Annotated in this window: 19 protein-coding genes; 14 read left to right on the top strand and 5 right to left on the bottom strand. The window is 59.7% G+C overall.

The window, feature by feature from the left end:
• Positions 1–12: 12 nt before the first annotated feature.
• The 4 genes from ACLEIV_RS13105 to glyA form a co-directional block, all read right to left on the bottom strand.
• Positions 13–666, bottom strand: coding sequence for a riboflavin synthase (locus tag ACLEIV_RS13105; RefSeq protein ID WP_410457085.1), 654 nt, complete (start codon positions 664–666; stop codon positions 13–15).
• Positions 666–1,781 carry a bifunctional diaminohydroxyphosphoribosylaminopyrimidine deaminase/5-amino-6-(5-phosphoribosylamino)uracil reductase RibD gene (ribD, locus tag ACLEIV_RS13100; RefSeq protein WP_410457084.1) on the bottom strand — a complete coding sequence of 372 codons (1,116 nt, stop codon included), beginning with the start codon at positions 1,779–1,781 and terminating at the stop codon, positions 666–668. The genes ACLEIV_RS13105 and ribD overlap by 1 nt, the downstream gene beginning before the upstream one ends.
• Entirely contained in the window at positions 1,782–2,231 is a 450-nt protein-coding gene (nrdR, locus tag ACLEIV_RS13095; RefSeq protein WP_410457083.1) for a transcriptional regulator NrdR, read from the bottom strand.
• A gap of 205 nt (positions 2,232–2,436) precedes the next feature.
• A complete protein-coding gene (gene glyA / locus ACLEIV_RS13090) occupies positions 2,437–3,690 on the bottom strand; it encodes a serine hydroxymethyltransferase (RefSeq protein WP_410457082.1) in 1,254 nt (417 codons plus the stop codon).
• Between the two features lie 272 nt (positions 3,691–3,962).
• Between glyA and ACLEIV_RS13085 the strand changes: the two genes are divergently transcribed.
• The 13 genes from ACLEIV_RS13085 to prmA all read left to right on the top strand — a co-directional run bounded on the left by ACLEIV_RS13085 (position 3,963) and on the right by prmA (position 15,294).
• Complete coding sequence (locus ACLEIV_RS13085) at positions 3,963–4,583, top strand: molecular chaperone TorD family protein (protein WP_410457081.1); 621 nt, start codon at positions 3,963–3,965, stop codon at positions 4,581–4,583.
• A gap of 27 nt (positions 4,584–4,610) precedes the next feature.
• Positions 4,611–4,967, top strand: coding sequence for a DUF2956 family protein (locus ACLEIV_RS13080; protein WP_410457080.1), 357 nt, complete (start codon positions 4,611–4,613; stop codon positions 4,965–4,967).
• Between the two features lie 15 nt (positions 4,968–4,982).
• Positions 4,983–5,951, top strand: coding sequence for an amidoligase family protein (locus ACLEIV_RS13075; RefSeq protein WP_410457079.1), 969 nt, complete (start codon positions 4,983–4,985; stop codon positions 5,949–5,951).
• On the top strand, positions 5,939–6,628 hold the full coding sequence (locus tag ACLEIV_RS13070) for a gamma-glutamyl-gamma-aminobutyrate hydrolase family protein (RefSeq protein ID WP_410457078.1): 690 nt from the start codon (positions 5,939–5,941) through the stop codon (positions 6,626–6,628). Before ACLEIV_RS13075 ends, ACLEIV_RS13070 begins: the two co-directional genes overlap by 13 nt.
• Before the next feature lie 7 nt (positions 6,629–6,635).
• The gene (locus ACLEIV_RS13065; protein WP_410457077.1) at positions 6,636–7,067 is read left to right on the top strand and encodes a YqaA family protein; all 432 of its coding nucleotides are present in this window, start codon (positions 6,636–6,638) and stop codon (positions 7,065–7,067) included.
• A 178-nt stretch (positions 7,068–7,245) separates the two neighbouring features.
• Positions 7,246–9,195 carry an acetate--CoA ligase gene (acs, locus tag ACLEIV_RS13060; RefSeq protein WP_410457076.1) on the top strand — a complete coding sequence of 650 codons (1,950 nt, stop codon included), beginning with the start codon at positions 7,246–7,248 and terminating at the stop codon, positions 9,193–9,195.
• Between the two features lie 354 nt (positions 9,196–9,549).
• Entirely contained in the window at positions 9,550–9,999 is a 450-nt protein-coding gene (gene aroQ, locus ACLEIV_RS13055) for a type II 3-dehydroquinate dehydratase (RefSeq protein ID WP_410457075.1), read from the top strand.
• A gap of 37 nt (positions 10,000–10,036) precedes the next feature.
• A complete protein-coding gene (gene accB, locus ACLEIV_RS13050) occupies positions 10,037–10,504 on the top strand; it encodes an acetyl-CoA carboxylase biotin carboxyl carrier protein (RefSeq protein ID WP_410457074.1) in 468 nt (155 codons plus the stop codon).
• Between the two features lie 9 nt (positions 10,505–10,513).
• Positions 10,514–11,854 carry an acetyl-CoA carboxylase biotin carboxylase subunit gene (gene accC, locus ACLEIV_RS13045; RefSeq protein ID WP_410457073.1) on the top strand — a complete coding sequence of 447 codons (1,341 nt, stop codon included), beginning with the start codon at positions 10,514–10,516 and terminating at the stop codon, positions 11,852–11,854.
• Between the two features lie 111 nt (positions 11,855–11,965).
• Positions 11,966–12,331 (top strand): RidA family protein, encoded by a 366-nt coding sequence (locus ACLEIV_RS13040; protein ID WP_410457072.1) that lies wholly within the window; start codon positions 11,966–11,968, stop codon positions 12,329–12,331.
• Positions 12,332–12,441: 110 nt separating this feature from the next.
• The gene (locus tag ACLEIV_RS13035; RefSeq protein ID WP_410457071.1) at positions 12,442–12,717 is read left to right on the top strand and encodes a YhdT family protein; all 276 of its coding nucleotides are present in this window, start codon (positions 12,442–12,444) and stop codon (positions 12,715–12,717) included.
• A complete protein-coding gene (panF, locus tag ACLEIV_RS13030; RefSeq protein WP_410457070.1) occupies positions 12,707–14,161 on the top strand; it encodes a sodium/pantothenate symporter in 1,455 nt (484 codons plus the stop codon). Before ACLEIV_RS13035 ends, panF begins: the two co-directional genes overlap by 11 nt.
• A gap of 257 nt (positions 14,162–14,418) precedes the next feature.
• Positions 14,419–15,294, top strand: coding sequence for a 50S ribosomal protein L11 methyltransferase (gene prmA / locus ACLEIV_RS13025; protein ID WP_410457069.1), 876 nt, complete (start codon positions 14,419–14,421; stop codon positions 15,292–15,294).
• Here prmA and ACLEIV_RS13020 read toward each other — a convergent pair.
• Positions 15,284–15,538: a hypothetical protein gene (locus ACLEIV_RS13020; RefSeq protein WP_410457068.1), complete on the bottom strand. Its 255-nt coding sequence runs from the start codon at positions 15,536–15,538 to the stop codon at positions 15,284–15,286. The two genes, prmA and ACLEIV_RS13020, sit on opposite strands and share 11 nt — an antisense overlap.
• A 118-nt stretch (positions 15,539–15,656) precedes the next feature.
• On the opposite strand from ACLEIV_RS13020, the gene dusB reads away from it, so the two are divergent.
• Positions 15,657–16,622: a tRNA dihydrouridine synthase DusB gene (gene dusB / locus ACLEIV_RS13015; RefSeq protein WP_410457067.1), complete on the top strand. Its 966-nt coding sequence runs from the start codon at positions 15,657–15,659 to the stop codon at positions 16,620–16,622.
• Positions 16,623–16,638: the final 16 nt, after the last annotated feature.

Genomic DNA, 16,638 nt, shown 5'->3' with positions numbered 1-16,638 from the left:
GATTCTCCCTTCTTATTTCATAAAACCGCTGGCGGCCAGGGTCGCCAGCGTCAGTCCGCCCTGTTGTGGCTCGGACGCAGCGGTCAGCAGACGTTCAAGATAGCGGGCAATAATATCCACCTCAAGATTTACCTGGCGGCCGGGCCGCCAGTCGTCGAGGGTGGTTTCCTGTAATGTATGAGGTACCAGGGTCAGTTTGAACGCCGCCCCTTCCACGTCGTTGACCGTGAGGCTGATGCCGTCCACGGTAATGGAGCCTTTTTCGGCGATATAACGGGCCAGCTCCGCCGGGGCCTCGACCCACAGCTCCACGCTGTTGCCGAGCGCGGTGCGGCGGCGAATATGGCCGACACCGTCCACATGACCGGACACCATGTGGCCGCCCAGCCGACCGGTGGCCAGCAGGGCTTTTTCCAGATTGACCGCCTGGCCGGTGCGATAGCCGGCAAAGCCGGTACGATCTATGGTTTCGCCGGACACGTCGGCACAATAATAATCCGCGCCCAGCTCGGTCACGGTCAGGCAAACGCCGTTGGTGGCAATGGAGTCACCCAGTTTCACATCCGACAAGTCCAGCCGGGGACAATGAATGCGAATAACCGACTCATTACCCTGTCGGCGAATATCGGCCAGTACGCCGGTGGCTTCCACTATTCCGGTAAACATCAGTTTATTACCCTTGCTGTCAATTTAAGATCGGTGCCGACCCGGCGGCAGTCTCGCCACTCCAGTTGCGGCACCTGGTCCATGGCGGTCAGTTCGGGCAAGTCGAACAGCCCGCGGGCACCGCTGCCCATCAGACTGGGCGCCTGATACAACACCAGCTCGTCCACCAGTGCCGCCCTCAGCAAGGCGCCACAGAGACGAGCCCCCGCCTCGACCCACAGATGATTGATCTGCCGACGGCCCAGCTCGGCCAGCAACAGCGGCAGGTCGAGCCGGCCGTTGTCTGCCAGCGGCAATACGCATTCTTCCACCTGGTCGCCGAAGCCACCGCTTGCCCTGCCGCGCAACAGCAATATAGGTCCGGGCAGACCAAACAGTTTCAGGCCCGGATGCAGACGGTTACGGGTGTCGATAATGACCCGCAGCGGCTGGCGCAGCCGGTCCTGCTCATATTCGGTCTGTATCGATGCGGGCAGCTCGCTCCAGCGTACATTGAGGCCGGCGTCGTCGGTCAGTACCGTATCGGCACCGGACAGAATGGCACAGCTCAGGGCACGATGACGCTGTACGTCCCGGCGGGCGGCGGGGCCGGTAATCCACTTGCTTTCACCATTGGCAAGCGCAGTACGGCCATCCAGGCTGGCCGCCAGCTTGACGGTAACAAGGGGCAGGCCGGTGCGCATACGATGCATGAATCCGGTATTGACCGCCTCGGCCGCCTCGCTCATCAGTCCCGCCTCGGCGCTAATGCCCGCCGACTGCAGCATGGCCAAGCCTCGGCCCGCCACCTGCGGGTTGGGATCAACCGAGGCCGCCACCACTCTGGCCACACCGGCGTCAATCAGTCCCTGGGCACAGGGCGGAGTACGACCATGATGGGAGCAGGGTTCGAGCGTTACATAGGCGGTGGCGCCACGAGCCTTGCTGCCTGCCCGTCGCAGGGCAAACACCTCGGCATGGGGGCCGCCGGCCTGCTGGTGATAGCCTTCGCCCACCAGGGTGCCGTTACGCACTATGACACAACCTACCGACGGGTTGGGGCTGGTAGTAAAACGCCCGCAACGGGCGAGTTCTAGCGCCCTGGCCATCCAGCGCGCATCTTCGGAATTAAACACTCATTGCTCCAGTCGGGCTATTTCTTCGCCGAATTGGCGCAAGTCTTCGAAACAACGATACACGGAGGCGAAACGGATATAGGCGACCTTGTCGAGCTGCTTGAGCTCTTCCATCACCAGGTTGCCGATATGTTCGGATTTGACTTCCCGCTCGCCGGTAGCACGCAGCTGAGACATGATGCGGCTGACCGACTGCTCGATGGACTCGGTACTGACCGGACGTTTTTCCAGCGCCCGCTGCATGCCGGCTTCCAGCTTGTCTTCGTTGAAGGGCTCGCGAATGCCGGTGGTCTTGATCACCCGTGGCATCACCAGCTCGGCGCTTTCGAAAGTGGTGAAGCGCTCCTTGCAGGCGTTGCATTCCCGCCGGCGACGCACCTGCAATCCTTCCCCGACCAAGCGGGAGTCGATGACCTTGGTTTCGGTTGCGAGACAGAAGGGACAGTGCATGGCGCCTCCGTAGGCTGAATTCGGTCGTTAGTGTAAATAAGCAGGCTACAGATTGCCAGAATGAAACACTGTTGTAAGCGTGAAGCTGTCAGCAAAACGGGGCCGGCGAGCCACCCGGCCAGCTTATCGTTTAAAGCAATGTTTGTTCCGGATACAAAAACGGGGTCCGAAGACCCCGTTTCTTATTCATCAAGCGGTCATGCGATCATGCATAAACCGGATGGCGACGGCAGATGTCCAGCACCTGCTCTTTCACGCGGGCTATGGTCGCTTCGTCGTTGATGTCGTCCAGCACATCACAGATCCAGCCGGCCAGCTCGCGGACGTCGGCTTCATTGAAACCACGACGGGTCACCGCAGGGGTACCGATACGAATGCCGGAGGTCACGAACGGAGAGCGCGGATCGTTGGGAACGGCATTCTTGTTCACGGTGATGAAGGCGCGACCCAGAGCGGCGTCGGCTTCCTTACCGGTGATGCCCTTGTCGATCAGATCGAGCAGGAACAGGTGATTGTAAGTACCGCCGGAGACCACCTTGTAGCCACGCTGCTGGAAGGCATCGGCCATGGCCTGGGCATTTTTCAGCACCCGGCCCTGGTATTCCTTGAACTCGGGCTCCAGCGCTTCCTTGAAGGCAACGGCCTTGGCGGCAATAACGTGCATCAGGGGACCGCCCTGACCGCCGGGGAAGACGGCGGAGTTCAGCTTCTTCTCCAGTTCTTCGTTGTTGGCGGCAGACAGCACCAGGCCGCCACGGGGGCCGGCCAGGGTCTTGTGGGTAGTGGTGGTCACCACGTGGGCGTGGGCGATGGGGCTCGGGTAGTGACCGGCGGCAATCAGACCGGCAACATGGGCCATGTCTACCATGAACCAGGCACCGACCTTGTCGGCGATTTCACGCATGCGCGCCCAGTCGACGATACCGGAGAAGGCGGAGAAGCCACCGATGATCATCTTCGGCTTGTGCTCGACCGCCAGGCGCTCCATTTCTTCGTAATCGATCACGCCGGCTTCGTTGATGCCGTAAGGTACTATGTTGTACATCTTGCCGGAGAAGTTGGCCGGAGAACCGTGAGTCAGGTGACCACCGTGTGCCAGGTTCATGCCCATGACGGTATCGCCGGGCTTGACCAGCGCCATGAAGACGGCGGAGTTGGCCTGGGAGCCGGAGTGCGGCTGCACGTTGGCATAGGTGGCACCAAACAGCTGCTTGGCGCGCTCGATAGCCAGCTCTTCGGCGATGTCGACATATTCACAGCCGCCGTAGAAACGCTTGCCCGGATAACCTTCGGCATACTTGTTGGTCAGCTGGGAACCCTGAGCCTGCATCACGCGCGGGCTGGTGTAGTTCTCGGAAGCAATCAGCTCGATATGCTCTTCCTGACGCTGGGTTTCATCACAGATGGCCTGCCACAGCTGAGGATCATAATCGGCGATATTCATGTCACGCTTTAACATCCGTTTCTCCTGACTCACATGGGGGTGTTCACTGAAGTCCCGAGTTTACCCTTAAGGCCGGGTTCGGCCTAGCCCCGGGAGACCAGTTAACAACATTTATTTATCTTTAAGTTGAAAATTTTACAAAAAGTTGAATATTAAGCAACATTTAAATACCCGTCGCTTCACCGGCGGCCAGGGTAGATCTGGCCGTTAAACCCGATAGAATAGAGTCTTTTAGCCGGAACCTCGGCCCAAGGCTGACCGGCACCCAAACCGCCGTTGAGGATAATATGCAAGATTTCATGGTGACCTCGCACCGCCGAGCCGAGCTTTATCACTGGTTTACCGCCCTGTTTGCGGCTCCGCTGACCGATGAAGAAATACGCGAGTTCGATGGTTATGACATGCATGCCTTCCTCGATAGTCTGGCCACGCTGGATCCACTGCATGACGCAGCCGAAGCCTTTCGCCGACAGGCCGGCCGAGTGCTGGAACTGAGTAAGCCCGAGGGCGAATTGAGCGAACATTACCACCGGCTGTTTGGCACTGCCTCGCTGCTCGATACCGCATCCCTGGCTCAGCCGGAAGACGAGGCGATGATACTGATGAGCACACTGCTGCATCAGCACGGCACCCGCCTGGAAGACGACGACCCGCTCAATGCCTGCAACCAGCTGGAGATGATGGCCTCTCTCGCCCTGGCCGGTGCCGCCGCCGACAACGAAACCGACCGCATCGCCCTGCTGGACAAGCAACGGGAGCTGGCCAATCAACTACTGATCGACTGGTTGCCGCCCTTCGTGAGTGCCTGCGAAAAAAAAGACTCGTTCGGCTTCTATTCCGCCGCCGCCGGCCTGTTGCTTGCCATGTTCAGCATGGATATTCATTATCTCAACAATGTGGCACAGTGATGGTGGCGCAATCATGGTGGCCCAATAATGGCTTATAACAAGCACCGGAAAGCCGCCCCCTCGCCCGAGACTCAGGAAGAGGCCGAACGCATCGCCAGGGCGACCCAGCGTCCGGGGCAGACCAAGGAGCAGACCCGGCTGATCAATCAGGGTATCCAGAAAGGCATAGAAGAATACAAGAAGCAGCACAAGGCCCGGGCGCGCGCCGCCGACAAGGCCAAAAAACAGCAGCTTCGCCAGCAGCGGCCCGATGACCGGAACCAGAGCGACGAGCAGGAAACGGCACCGGAGCCCAGTAGTTTCCCGGCCTGGCTGCCCTGGTTGCTGCTTGCCCTGAGCTGGGCCGGCTTTATCTTTTACTGGTGGCTGAACCAGACTGATTAGTCCACAGGAGCAACCATGGCACTCGGCTTACCCGAACACAGATACACGGCGTCCGGCCAGGAGCGGCGTCTCGGCGTGGAGCTGGAGTTCAACGGCCTGCCCCTGCCCCGGCTGGCCAGGCTGGTAGCCGATCAACTAGAAGGTAGCCTGAGGCAAAGGTCTGAATATGAAATTGAAATAGATACCTCGCTCGGCACCTTTCGGGCCGAGCTGGACTTCGACTACCTCAAACGGCTGGCACGGATTCAGCTCCGGCAGCCGCCGGGCGAGCTGGAGCAGGCCGCCACCGAGTTGCTGGGCGCCCTGGCCTTTCAGTTGGTGCCGCTGGAGCTGGTTAGCCCCCCTTTGCCGCTTTCCCGACTCGATCAATTGACACCACTGTTTGAGCGGCTGCGTGCCCACGGCGCCAAAGGCACCCGTCACGCCCTGCACTATGCCTTTGGCCTGCACCTGAACCCGGAACTGCCGGACACCGACAACCTCACCCTGCTGCGTTACTTCAAGGCCTACCTGTGTCTGCATGACTGGCTGGAGCAACGGGAAGACATAGTTGCGGCCCGTACGCTGTCGCCCTATATCCGTGGCTTTGCCAGAGACTACAGCCGCAAGGTGATTGACCTCGACTACTGGCCCGACTTGCCACAATTCAGCGAAGACTACCTGGCTGCCAACCCCAGCCGCAACCGCTCGCTGGACTTGCTTCCCATGCTGGCCTGGCACGACGAAGCTCGGGTGCAAGAGGTGGTGAAGGACGGCAAGGTCAACAAGCGGCCCACGCTGCATTACCGGCTGCCCAACTCCGACATCGACAATCAGCGCTGGTCGTTGCAACACGCCTGGAACGGCTGGCTGCAGGTGGAAATGCTGGCCAACGATGAACGCCGGCTGGATCAGCTCTGTCGACACTATGCCGCCCATCTGGACAGCCTGACGCCCGATTTTCTCGATCCCTGGAAGAGCAAGGTCACGCCATGGCTCCGCTGATTGGCGTGACCGGCCCCGACAGCCGACTCCCCTGGGCCTGGTGGGCCACCAGGCTGGCCATTTTTCTGGCCGGAGGCCGGGCGCTGCGGCTGACCCCCTCTTCCATCCGCCCCCATAAGCGGGACAAACTGCAGGGGCTGATCATCGGTGGCGGCGACGATATCGATGCCGCCCTCTATGGTGAAGATACAGGTCGGGCGCCCGCCGACCCCGAGCGGGACGCCTTCGAAATCGAGCTGATCGAGCATGCTCTGGACACTCAACTGCCCCTGCTCGGCATCTGCCGCGGCGCCCAGTTGATCAACGTGGTGCTGGGCGGATCCCTGCATTCGGATATCCGACCGCTGCGCCACCATACCTCCAACCGCCGTACCCTCTTGCCACGCAAGACCGCCATCGGCCGGGGCCAGGGCCGGTTGCATGACAGCATTCGCCGGCCGCGCTGGCGCATCAACAGCCTGCATCATCAGGCGGTGGACCGACTCGGCGACGGCCTGACGGTGGCGGCCCGGGATCTGGACGGCTTGGTGCAGGCCATCGAGAACCGAGGCGAGCACTATATGCTGGGGGTACAGTGGCACCCGGAATACCTGCCCTACCTCGGTCATCAGCGTGCCATCTTCCGCACCCTGGTCCGGCTCGCCCGCGCCGCCCGCCCCGAACGACTCTATAGTTGATGATCTTATGCTTGATTATCTGATTGTCTTTGCCAGCAGCCTGCTCGCCGCCACCATAGCGCCCTTTTATTCCGAGGTGGTGCTGGCGGCGGTGCTGACCCGCCAACCCGATGCTGCCGTGCTGCTGTGGGCCCTGGCCAGCGTCGGCAACACCCTGGGCTCCGTGGTCAACTGGTGGCTGGGTAAATACCTGCTGCATTACAAACACAAACGCTGGTTTCCCATCAAGGACAAGCAACTGGAGCGGGCCCAGCGCTGGTTTCAGCGTTTCGGCGTCTGGTCATTGCTGCTCGCCTGGGCCCCGGTGGGGGGCGATGCCCTGACCTTTATCGCCGGTATCATGAAGGTGCGCCTGCTGCCTTTCATCCTGCTGGTATTCATCGGCAAGTCGGTGCGTTATCTCATCGTCATCTATTTCGCCGAACGGTTTTTGCTGTAGCTACAATGCGGATAAATCTCGATGATACGCCGTGGTATTGCGACACAAACCGGTAACATGGCTACCCGTATTATGCTAGAAATGTGGCATGGCTAGCCGAAAGTCTAATTGAGCATGGCGACCATCTGCGTCACCTTGTTACACAATGGTTATTGGATATACCCCAAGGAGCGGAATAATGAGTGAAGTCAAGGTTCATCCCGTCATGGCACAGTTTGCCGAACACGCCCTGATAGACGATGCGGGTTATCAGCGTATGTATCGGGAGTCCATCGAAAACCCGGATAAGTTCTGGGGTGAACAGGGCAAACAGGTCGACTGGATCAAACCCTATACCAAGGTGAAGAACACCTCTTACGATCCCGGCCACATCAGCATCAAGTGGTTTGAAGACGGTACTCTTAACCTGTCCGCCAACTGTATCGACCGTCATCTGGCTACCAGGGCCGACGAGATCGCCATCATCTGGGAAGGCGACAGCCCGGACGACGACAAGAAAGTCACCTATCGCGAGCTGCACGAGCAGGTGTGCCGTTTTGCCAACGTGTTGAAAGCCCAGGGCGTGAACAAAGGCGACGTGGTCAGCATCTATATGCCCATGGTGGTGGAAGCCGCCGTGGCCATGCTGGCCTGTACCCGCATCGGCGCCGTGCACTCCGTGGTATTCGGTGGTTTCTCTCCCGACGCCCTGGCCAGTCGCATCATCGACTCCGAGGCCAAGGTGGTGATCACCGCCGACGAAGGCCTGCGTGGCGGCCGAAAAGTGGCACTCAAGGCCAACGTGGACACAGCCCTGACCAAACCCGGTGTCAGCCCGGACTGCAAGGTCATCGTCTATCGCCGTACCGGTGGTGACGTGGCCTGGTTCGAAAACCGCGACATCTGGTGGCACGAAGCCGTCACCAAGGTCGATGCCGACTGCCCGCCGACCGAGATGAACGCCGAAGATCCGCTGTTCATCCTCTATACCTCCGGCTCTACCGGTACGCCCAAGGGCGTACTGCACACCACCGGCGGCTACCTGGTATATGCGGCCATGACCTTCAAGTACGTCTTCGACTACCACCAGGGTGACGTTTACTGGTGTACCGCAGATGTGGGCTGGATCACCGGCCACAGCTACCTGCTCTATGGCCCCCTGGCCAACGGCGCTACCACATTGCTGTTCGAAGGCGTGCCCAACTACCCCAAGACCAACCGCATGGCGCAGATCGTCGACAAGCATCAGGTCAATATTCTTTATACCGCGCCCACCGCCATTCGCGCCTTCATGGCCAAGGGTGACGAGGCGGTGGAAGATACCAGCCGTGCCAGCCTGCGCGTGCTGGGCTCGGTGGGCGAGCCCATCAACCCGGAAGCCTGGGAATGGTATTATCGAGTGATCGGTGACGAGCGCTGCCCCATCGTCGATACCTGGTGGCAGACCGAGACCGGCGGCATTCTAATCACCCCGCTGCCCGGCGCTACCGATCTCAAACCCGGCTCTGCCACCCGCCCCTTCTTCGGCGTACAGCCGGCACTGGTGGACGGTGAAGGCACTGTGCTGGACGGCGTGACCGACGGCAACCTGGTGATCCTGGACTCCTGGCCGGGTCAGATGCGCACCATCTTCGGTGATCACGACCGCTTCGAGCAGACCTATTTCTCCACCTTCCCCGGCACCTATTTCAGTGGTGACGGTGCCCGCCGTGACGAAGACGGTTATTACTGGATCACCGGCCGGGTGGATGACGTGCTCAACGTATCCGGTCACCGCATGGGCACCGCCGAAATCGAATCGGCCCTGGTGGCCCATCCGAAAATCGCCGAGGCGGCGGTGGTCGGCGTGCCGCACGACATCAAGGGGCAGGGCATTTACGCCTATGTCACCCTCAACGCCGGCGAACTCCCCTCCGCCGAGCTGCATAAAGAGGTGAAAGACTGGGTGCGCAAGGAAATCGGCCCCATCGCCACTCCGGACATCATCCACTGGGCCGAGGGCCTGCCCAAGACCCGCTCCGGCAAGATCATGCGTCGCATACTGCGCAAGATTGCCACCGGCGATACCGGCTCTCTGGGCGATACCTCCACCCTGGCCGATCCGGCCGTGGTCGATCGTCTGATCGAAGAACGCGGCCGCATCGCCTGACGAGGAAGCCCCGACAAATAAACGCCGCCTTCGGGCGGCGTTTTTGTCGCGGTCGTCTGCTCGGCCCTCTCCGTGTAAGATGCATGTTAATGACCGAAAATGTCGCACCAACCGTCGAGCCGCGCTACATGGCGTCTCTGCACTCGGCTCCCGGCGGCCCTCAGCCACCGGTTACCGGGCTTTAACCTGCAATCAGTGATTAGACCAGTAAATTGCTGCCAATTTTCACGAAATCACTATAATTGACCGGTCTGAGTCGAGCCGTACGATTTTATTTGCCAGAAATGGGTAAAAACGGCTAGGCTCCCTGTTGCTCGATGTGAACACCGCAAGATTGCCGAGGATTGCTGCATAATGACCGATAAATTCCGAATTCTGTTGCTGAACGGACCCAATCTTAATCTATTGGGTCAGCGCGAACCCGGCATCTATGGTCAAAACAGCCTGAACGACATCGTTGCCCGCCTGACCGAACAGGCAGCCGAGCGCGATATCGAACTCAGTCACCTGCAATCGAATGCAGAGCATCAACTGATCGACGCCATCCACCAGGCCTATGGCAAGCAGGATTTCATCATTATCAATCCTGCCGCCTTCACGCACACCAGCGTTGCCATTCGTGATGCCCTGCTGGGGGTCAATATCCCCTTTATCGAGGTACATCTGTCGAATGTGCATGCCCGTGAGCCTTTCCGCCATCATTCCTATCTTGCCGACAAGGCGACAGGCGTGATTTGTGGCTTCGGCGCCGATGGTTACGAATTTGCCCTGGAAGCGGCGGCACGCCATCTGGCCCGTCGTTAACCCCTCAGCACAGTACTAACATAACAAGAGAACGCTCATGGATATTCGTAAAATCAAAAAACTGATCGAACTGGTAGAAGAATCCGGCATCGCCGAGCTGGAAATATCCGAAGGTGAAGAGTCCGTTCGCATCAGTCGTTACGGTAACCCCGGCCAGGTCATGCAGCCCCAGTATCAGCAGATTCAAGCCGCGCCGGCACCGGCCCCCGCCGCTCCCATGGCTGCCGCGCTGGCACCCGCCGCTGCAGAAGCCGCCGCTCCGGCCGTTAGCGGTCATGTGATGCGTTCCCCCATGGTCGGTACCTTCTACCGCGCCTCCAGCCCCGGTGCCAAGAATTTCGCCGAAGTGGGCCAGACCGTTAACGTCGGTGACACCCTGTGCATCGTTGAAGCCATGAAGATGATGAACCAGATCGAAGCCGACAAATCCGGCGTGATCAAGGCCATCCTGATCGACAACGGCCAGCCGGTCGAGTTCGACGAGCCGCTGTTCATCATCGAATAAGGAATTCTCATGCTGGATAAAGTAGTCATCGCCAACCGCGGTGAAATTGCCCTGCGGATCCTGCGCGCCTGTAAAGAGCTCGGGATCAAAACGGTGGCGGTGCACTCCACCGCCGACCGTGAGCTCAAGCATGTACTGCTGGCAGACGAGTCCATCTGTATTGGTGGCAACCAGTCCCATCAGTCATACCTGAACATTCCATCCATCATCGCCGCTGCCGAAGTGACCGATGCGGTGGCCATTCACCCGGGTTACGGCTTTCTGGCCGAGAATGCCGACTTTGCCGACCAGGTCGAGAAGTCCGGTTTCGTCTTCATCGGCCCCCGTGGTGATACCATCCGCCTGATGGGTGACAAGGTCAGTGCCATTTCGGCCATGAAAAAAGCCGGCGTACCCTGCGTACCCGGCTCCGACGGCCCCATCGGTGACGACGCCAAGAAAAACGCCGCCATTGCCAAGCGCATCGGTTATCCGGTGATCATCAAGGCCGCCGGCGGCGGCGGTGGTCGCGGCATGCGCGTAGTGCGTAACGAAAGCGAGCTGGAAAAATCCATCGTCATGACCAAAGCCGAAGCCGGTTCCGTTTTCGGCAACGACATGGTGTACATGGAAAAATTCCTGGAAAACCCGCGCCATATCGAAATCCAGATCCTGGCCGACGGTCAGGGCAAGGCCATTCATCTGGCCGAGCGGGACTGCTCCATGCAGCGTCGCCACCAGAAGGTGGTGGAAGAAGCACCGGCACCGGGCATTACCGCCGAAATGCGCAAGTTTATCGGCGATCGTTGCTGCAAGGCCTGTGTCGACATCGGCTACCGCGGTGCCGGTACCTTCGAGTTTCTATATGAAAACGGCGAATTCTATTTCATCGAAATGAACACCCGTATTCAGGTAGAGCATCCGGTTACCGAGATGATCACCGGTGTGGATCTGATCAAGGAGCAGCTGCGCATCGCCGCTGGCCAGCCCCTGTCTATCACCCAGGAGCAGGTAACGGTTCGCGGCCATGCCATCGAATGCCGGATCAACGCCGAAGATCCGAAGAGCTTTATCCCGAGCCCGGGCGAAATCACCCTGTTCCATTCTCCGGGTGGTCTGGGCGTGCGTTGGGATTCGCACATTTATGCCGGTTACAAGGTTCCGCCCTACTACGACTCCATGATCGGCAAGCTGATCTGCTACGGCGAAAATCGCGACATCGCGATCGCCCGCATGACGCACGCCCTGAACGAGCTGGTAATAGAAGGCATCAAGACCAATATACCGCTGCATAAAGAAATCATGAGTGATGAAAATTTCCGCAACGGCGGCACCAATATTCATTATCTCGAGAAGAAGCTGGGTCTGTAAGACACCGCGACTGCTGATTGAAAACGGCGCCTTCGGCGCCGTTTTTGTTTTTTCCTCTCGCCGCCCTTTGCCGTTAGAATATCGCCTCAACGCCCCCTGAAGAGAGACAAGATGACAATCCATCGTATCAATCCCTGCCAACGCTGGTCCGACATTACCGTATTCAACGGCATCGCCCACTTCGTCGAAGTGCCCGAGTCCGATCTCGATGCCGACGTTCAGGGCCAGACTGCCCAAATCTTCGCTCAGGCCGAACAGGCCCTGGCCAAGATAGGCAGCGACAAGACGCGCCTGCTGTCGGTCACCATCTACCTGACCGACTTCACGAACCTGCCCGCCTTCAATGCGGTATGGGACACCTGGTTCGAGTCCGGTACCGCTCCCAGTCGAGCCTGCGTCAAGGCCGAGCTGGCCAACCCGCGCTACCTGGTAGAACTGGCGTTTGTGGCCGCCGCCGGTGACGGCTTTAACGACTGATCCGTACCTTCTGGCGGGAGGCGGCGAGCCTTCCGCCACAGACGCAAGTCATGAATTGATTACTGTTGGCCCCCGCTGGTATCCTTCGCCCCCTTCAAAGGGGACTCCTGATGACCAATATCGTATCCATTGCCCGTCGAGAAGCCGCCTTGAGTGTGATATTGGCGGTGCTGTACATGCTTGGCTGGTGGCTAAGCGCCTATCTGGTGCCGCCCGGCATCATACTGGCCGGCTGGCCGCTGTGGTTTGTGCTGAGCTGTCTGTTCAATCCCTTGCTGTTTGTCGTGCTCTGCATGCTGATGGTGCGTTACTGCTTTAAAACCGTTGCTTTGGACAGCCCCGTGCCGGGTAAAAAGAGCGGCCTGGAGAACAGCCATGAACCTTGAGTTGTTGATCCCGCTGGTTATTTACCTGTGCGCCATGCTCGGGCTCGGTTTCTGGCTGAGCCGTCGCCCGCAGGAAGGCAGCTTCGTACAGGACTATTTTCTCGGCAACCGCTCCATGGGCGGCTTTGTGCTGGCCATGACCATGGTGGCCACCTATGCCTCGGCCTCTTCCTTTATCGGCGGCCCCGGTGCCGCCTATCGCATGGGGCTGGGCTGGGTGCTGCTGGCGATGATACAGGTGCCCACCGTATGGCTGACCCTGGGGGTGCTGGGCAAGCAATTCGCCCATATCGCCCGCCGGGTCAACGCGCTCACCATCAACGACATGCTCTATGCCCGCTATCGCAGCCCGCTGGTGGTAATACTGGCGGCACTGGGCCTGCTCGCCGCCTTTGTCGCCACCATGGTGGTTCAGTTTATCGGCGGCGCCCGGCTGCTGGAAACCGTGACCGGTCTGCCCTATCAGGGCGGCCTCGTCATCTTTGCCACCACTGTGCTGCTCTACACCCTGATTGGCGGCTTTCGCGCCGTGGTGATAACCGATGCGGTGCAGGGCGTACTGATGCTGCTGGGGACCCTGGTACTGCTGGCTGGCGTGCTGCACGCCGGTGGCGGTGCCGGCGCCATGTTCAGCGCCCTGTCCGAGATCGATCCGGGCCTGGTAGAACCTCGCGGACCGGACGGCTTTCTCGGCACCAGCTTCATGCTGTCGTTCTGGGTACTGGTCTGTTTCGGGGTTATCGGCCTGCCCCACTCTGCGATACGCTGCCTGGCCTATAAAGACAGTGGCGCCATGCACAAGGGCATTATCATCGGCACCCTGATCGGTGCCCTGCTGATGTTCGGCATGCACTTTGCCGGTGCCCTGGGTCGAGTACTGCTGCCCGAATTGAGCGTGCCCGACAAGGTAATGCCCACCCTGATGCTCACCGTGTTGCCTCCCATCGTGGCCGGGCTGTTTCTGGCCGGGCCCATGGCCGCCATCATGTCGACCATCGACTCCCAGTTGATCCAGGCTTCTGCCACCCTGGTAAAAGACCTGTACCTCAACTACCTGAGTCGCACCCCGCCCTCTCCCACCGCCATCAAGCGCGCCAGCCGGCTGGTGACTCTGGTGCTGGGCCTCGTCGTGCTGTGGGCGGCGCTGAGCCCGCCGGACATGATCATCTGGCTCAATCTTCTGGCCTTCGGCGCCCTGCAGGCCATCTTCTTCTGGCCGCTGGTGCTGGGACTGTACTGGTGGCGCGGCAACGCTACCGGGGCGCTGGCGTCCATGGTCACCGGTGCCGTCTGCTACGGCTTGCTAACTACCCTCGGCATCAAACCGCTGGGACTGCATGCCATAGTGCCCAGCCTGGCCCTGTCGGGCCTGGCCTATGTGTTCGGATCGCTCTCGACCGCGCCGCCCACCACCGAGGTACGCCAACTGTTTGGTCGCGATTAACTTCAAGCTACGGATACAGACGTTGGTCGGTGCTCCTGAGGCAACAGACTACTCTGCTGCCAGATAAGGACAAAGGGATCTGCTCAGCCGCGCCAGGGGTGGCGCGGCTGAGCCCCCAGGGAGGAGGTTACGGCGTGTCGGCAAAGCAGTGTCCGTTGTCCGACTTCCTGCTGCTCACCTTTCCTGCAGCCCGCCAACAGGACACCGGAGCGCTGCAATGTTAGAATCCCCACTTTACCGTTTGATGAAGCCTCGCCATGCCCTGGATACAAATTCGCATTAACGCCACCGAAAAAACCGCCGACAAGGTCAGCAACATGTTGCTGGGACGCGGTGCTCAGGCGGTGACCTATATGGACGCCGAAGACAAACCGGTATTCGAACCCCTGCCCGGCGAAACCCTGCTGTGGGACGACACCGTGGTCGTAGGCATGTTTGATGCCGAAACCGATCCGTCTCCCATCATCGAGTTCCTGAAAAAATACTATCGCAAGGATCTGACCTACAAGGTCGAACAGCTGGAAGACAAGGACTGGGTACGAGAGTGGATGGACAGCTTCCACCCCATGCGTTTCGGCCAGCGACTGTGGATTTGTCCCAGCTGGCGCGATGTGCCGGATCCCACGGCGGTCAACGTGATGCTGGATCCGGGGCTGGCCTTCGGCACCGGCACCCACCCCACCACGGCCCTGTGTCTGGAATGGCTCGACGGCCAGGATCTGAACGATAAAACCGTGATCGACTTCGGCTGTGGCTCCGGCATTCTGGCGCTGGCGGCCCTCAAGCTGGGCGCCAAGGAGGTGATCGGCATCGACATCGATCCCCAGGCACTGCAGGCCAGCCGCGACAACGCCGAGCGCAACGGCGTGGCCGACCGGTTGAGCGTCTATCTGCCCCAGGATCAGCCCGACGGCCTCAAGGCCGACGTGGTGGTCGCCAACATACTGGCCGGCCCGCTCAAGGAGCTGTCACCGCTGATCAGCAACCTGGTCAGGCCCGGCGGCAAGCTCGCGCTGTCCGGTATCCTCGAGAGCCAGGCCGACGGCCTGAATCAGGTCTACGAGCAGTGGTTCGACATGGACAGCCCCGAGCTGCGCGAAGACTGGGCCCGACTCAGCGGTATCAAGCGATAAGCAGTAAAGGCTCATAGACAAGGCGCTCATCGGAGAGGCTCCTGCCGGAGCCTTTTTCATTGCCGTGCAAACGTCGGACAAAAAGACGGCGCCGCAGACCCGCAATACGAAATAGTACCAAATGGGGACTATTGGCCGATACCAGGGCAAAACCGGCGGAACTCACGAATTGAACGAGCTCCATACCAGAGCCGGCCGGCGCAAACAACGCCAGAAAGCCCGCCAAATCGCCCTGAAACTGCATAAAAAATGCACCGACGTCTTGACTTATAAAAAATTACGCGCCGCTCAATTTGTGACCTTTTCAGCCCCTTAAAAAATGCGTAAGATACGCGACCCTGAGCCGAGATAGCCGTATTCTCATGGAAATTGGTCCTTACAAATTGTCTAGCCCCCTGTTGGTGGCACCGATGGCCGGAGTAACCGACAGGCCCTTTCGTACCCTGTGCCTGCGCATGGGAGCCGGAATGGCGGTATCGGAAATGATGTCGTCAAACCCCAGGGTGTGGCAGTCCGAGAAGTCTCTTCGGCGTATGGATCATGAAGGGGAAACGGGTATCCGATCCGTCCAGATTGCAGGGGCAGATCCGGCGTTGATGGCCGAGGCGGCCCGGTTCAATGTGGACCAGGGCGCGCAGATTATCGACATCAACATGGGCTGTCCGGCAAAGAAGGTAAACAAGAAGATGGCGGGGTCTGCCCTGCTGCAATTCCCGGAGCTGGTACAAGAGATTGTCAGCGCCGTGGTGAATGCAGTAACGGTTCCGGTCACCCTGAAAATTCGTACCGGCTGGGATCCGGACAACCGTAACGGCGTGCACATTGCGCGTATCGCCGAAGACTGCGGTATCCGGGCCCTGGCCGTGCATGGTCGCACGCGGGCCTGCATGTACAGGGGTGAGGCGGAATACGACACCATCAGAGCAGTAAAACACGCCGTCTCTATTCCCGTGATAGCCAACGGGGATATCGACAGCCCGACAAAGGCGCGTTTTGTACTGGATTATACCGGCGCCGATGCCATTATGATTGGCCGGGCTGCACAGGGACGGCCGTGGATTTTTAGAGAAATCCGCCACTATCTTGAACAGGGTACTACTCCCGCACCGCTTCCCAAGGACCAGGAGCGGGCGATGATCCGGGAACATGTTGCCGCACTGCACGCGTTTTACGGTGAGGTAATGGGCGTAAGGATTGCCCGGAAACATGTGGGGTGGTATCTGCAAGGTAGTGATGCGGGCCGTGACTTTCGCAGTGATTTCAACGCTCTCGACGAAGCCGGGCACCAGCTCGACTCGTTGGAGCAGTATTTCGCGAATATAGCTTAACGAACAAAAGAAGAGC

The organism is Oceanisphaera submarina (assembly GCF_046521305.1).
Classification (GTDB): domain Bacteria; phylum Pseudomonadota; class Gammaproteobacteria; order Enterobacterales; family Aeromonadaceae; genus Oceanimonas; species Oceanimonas submarina.
Note: the sequence above shows the minus strand (reverse complement) of the source record. Positions and strands in the feature narration are given on the sequence as shown.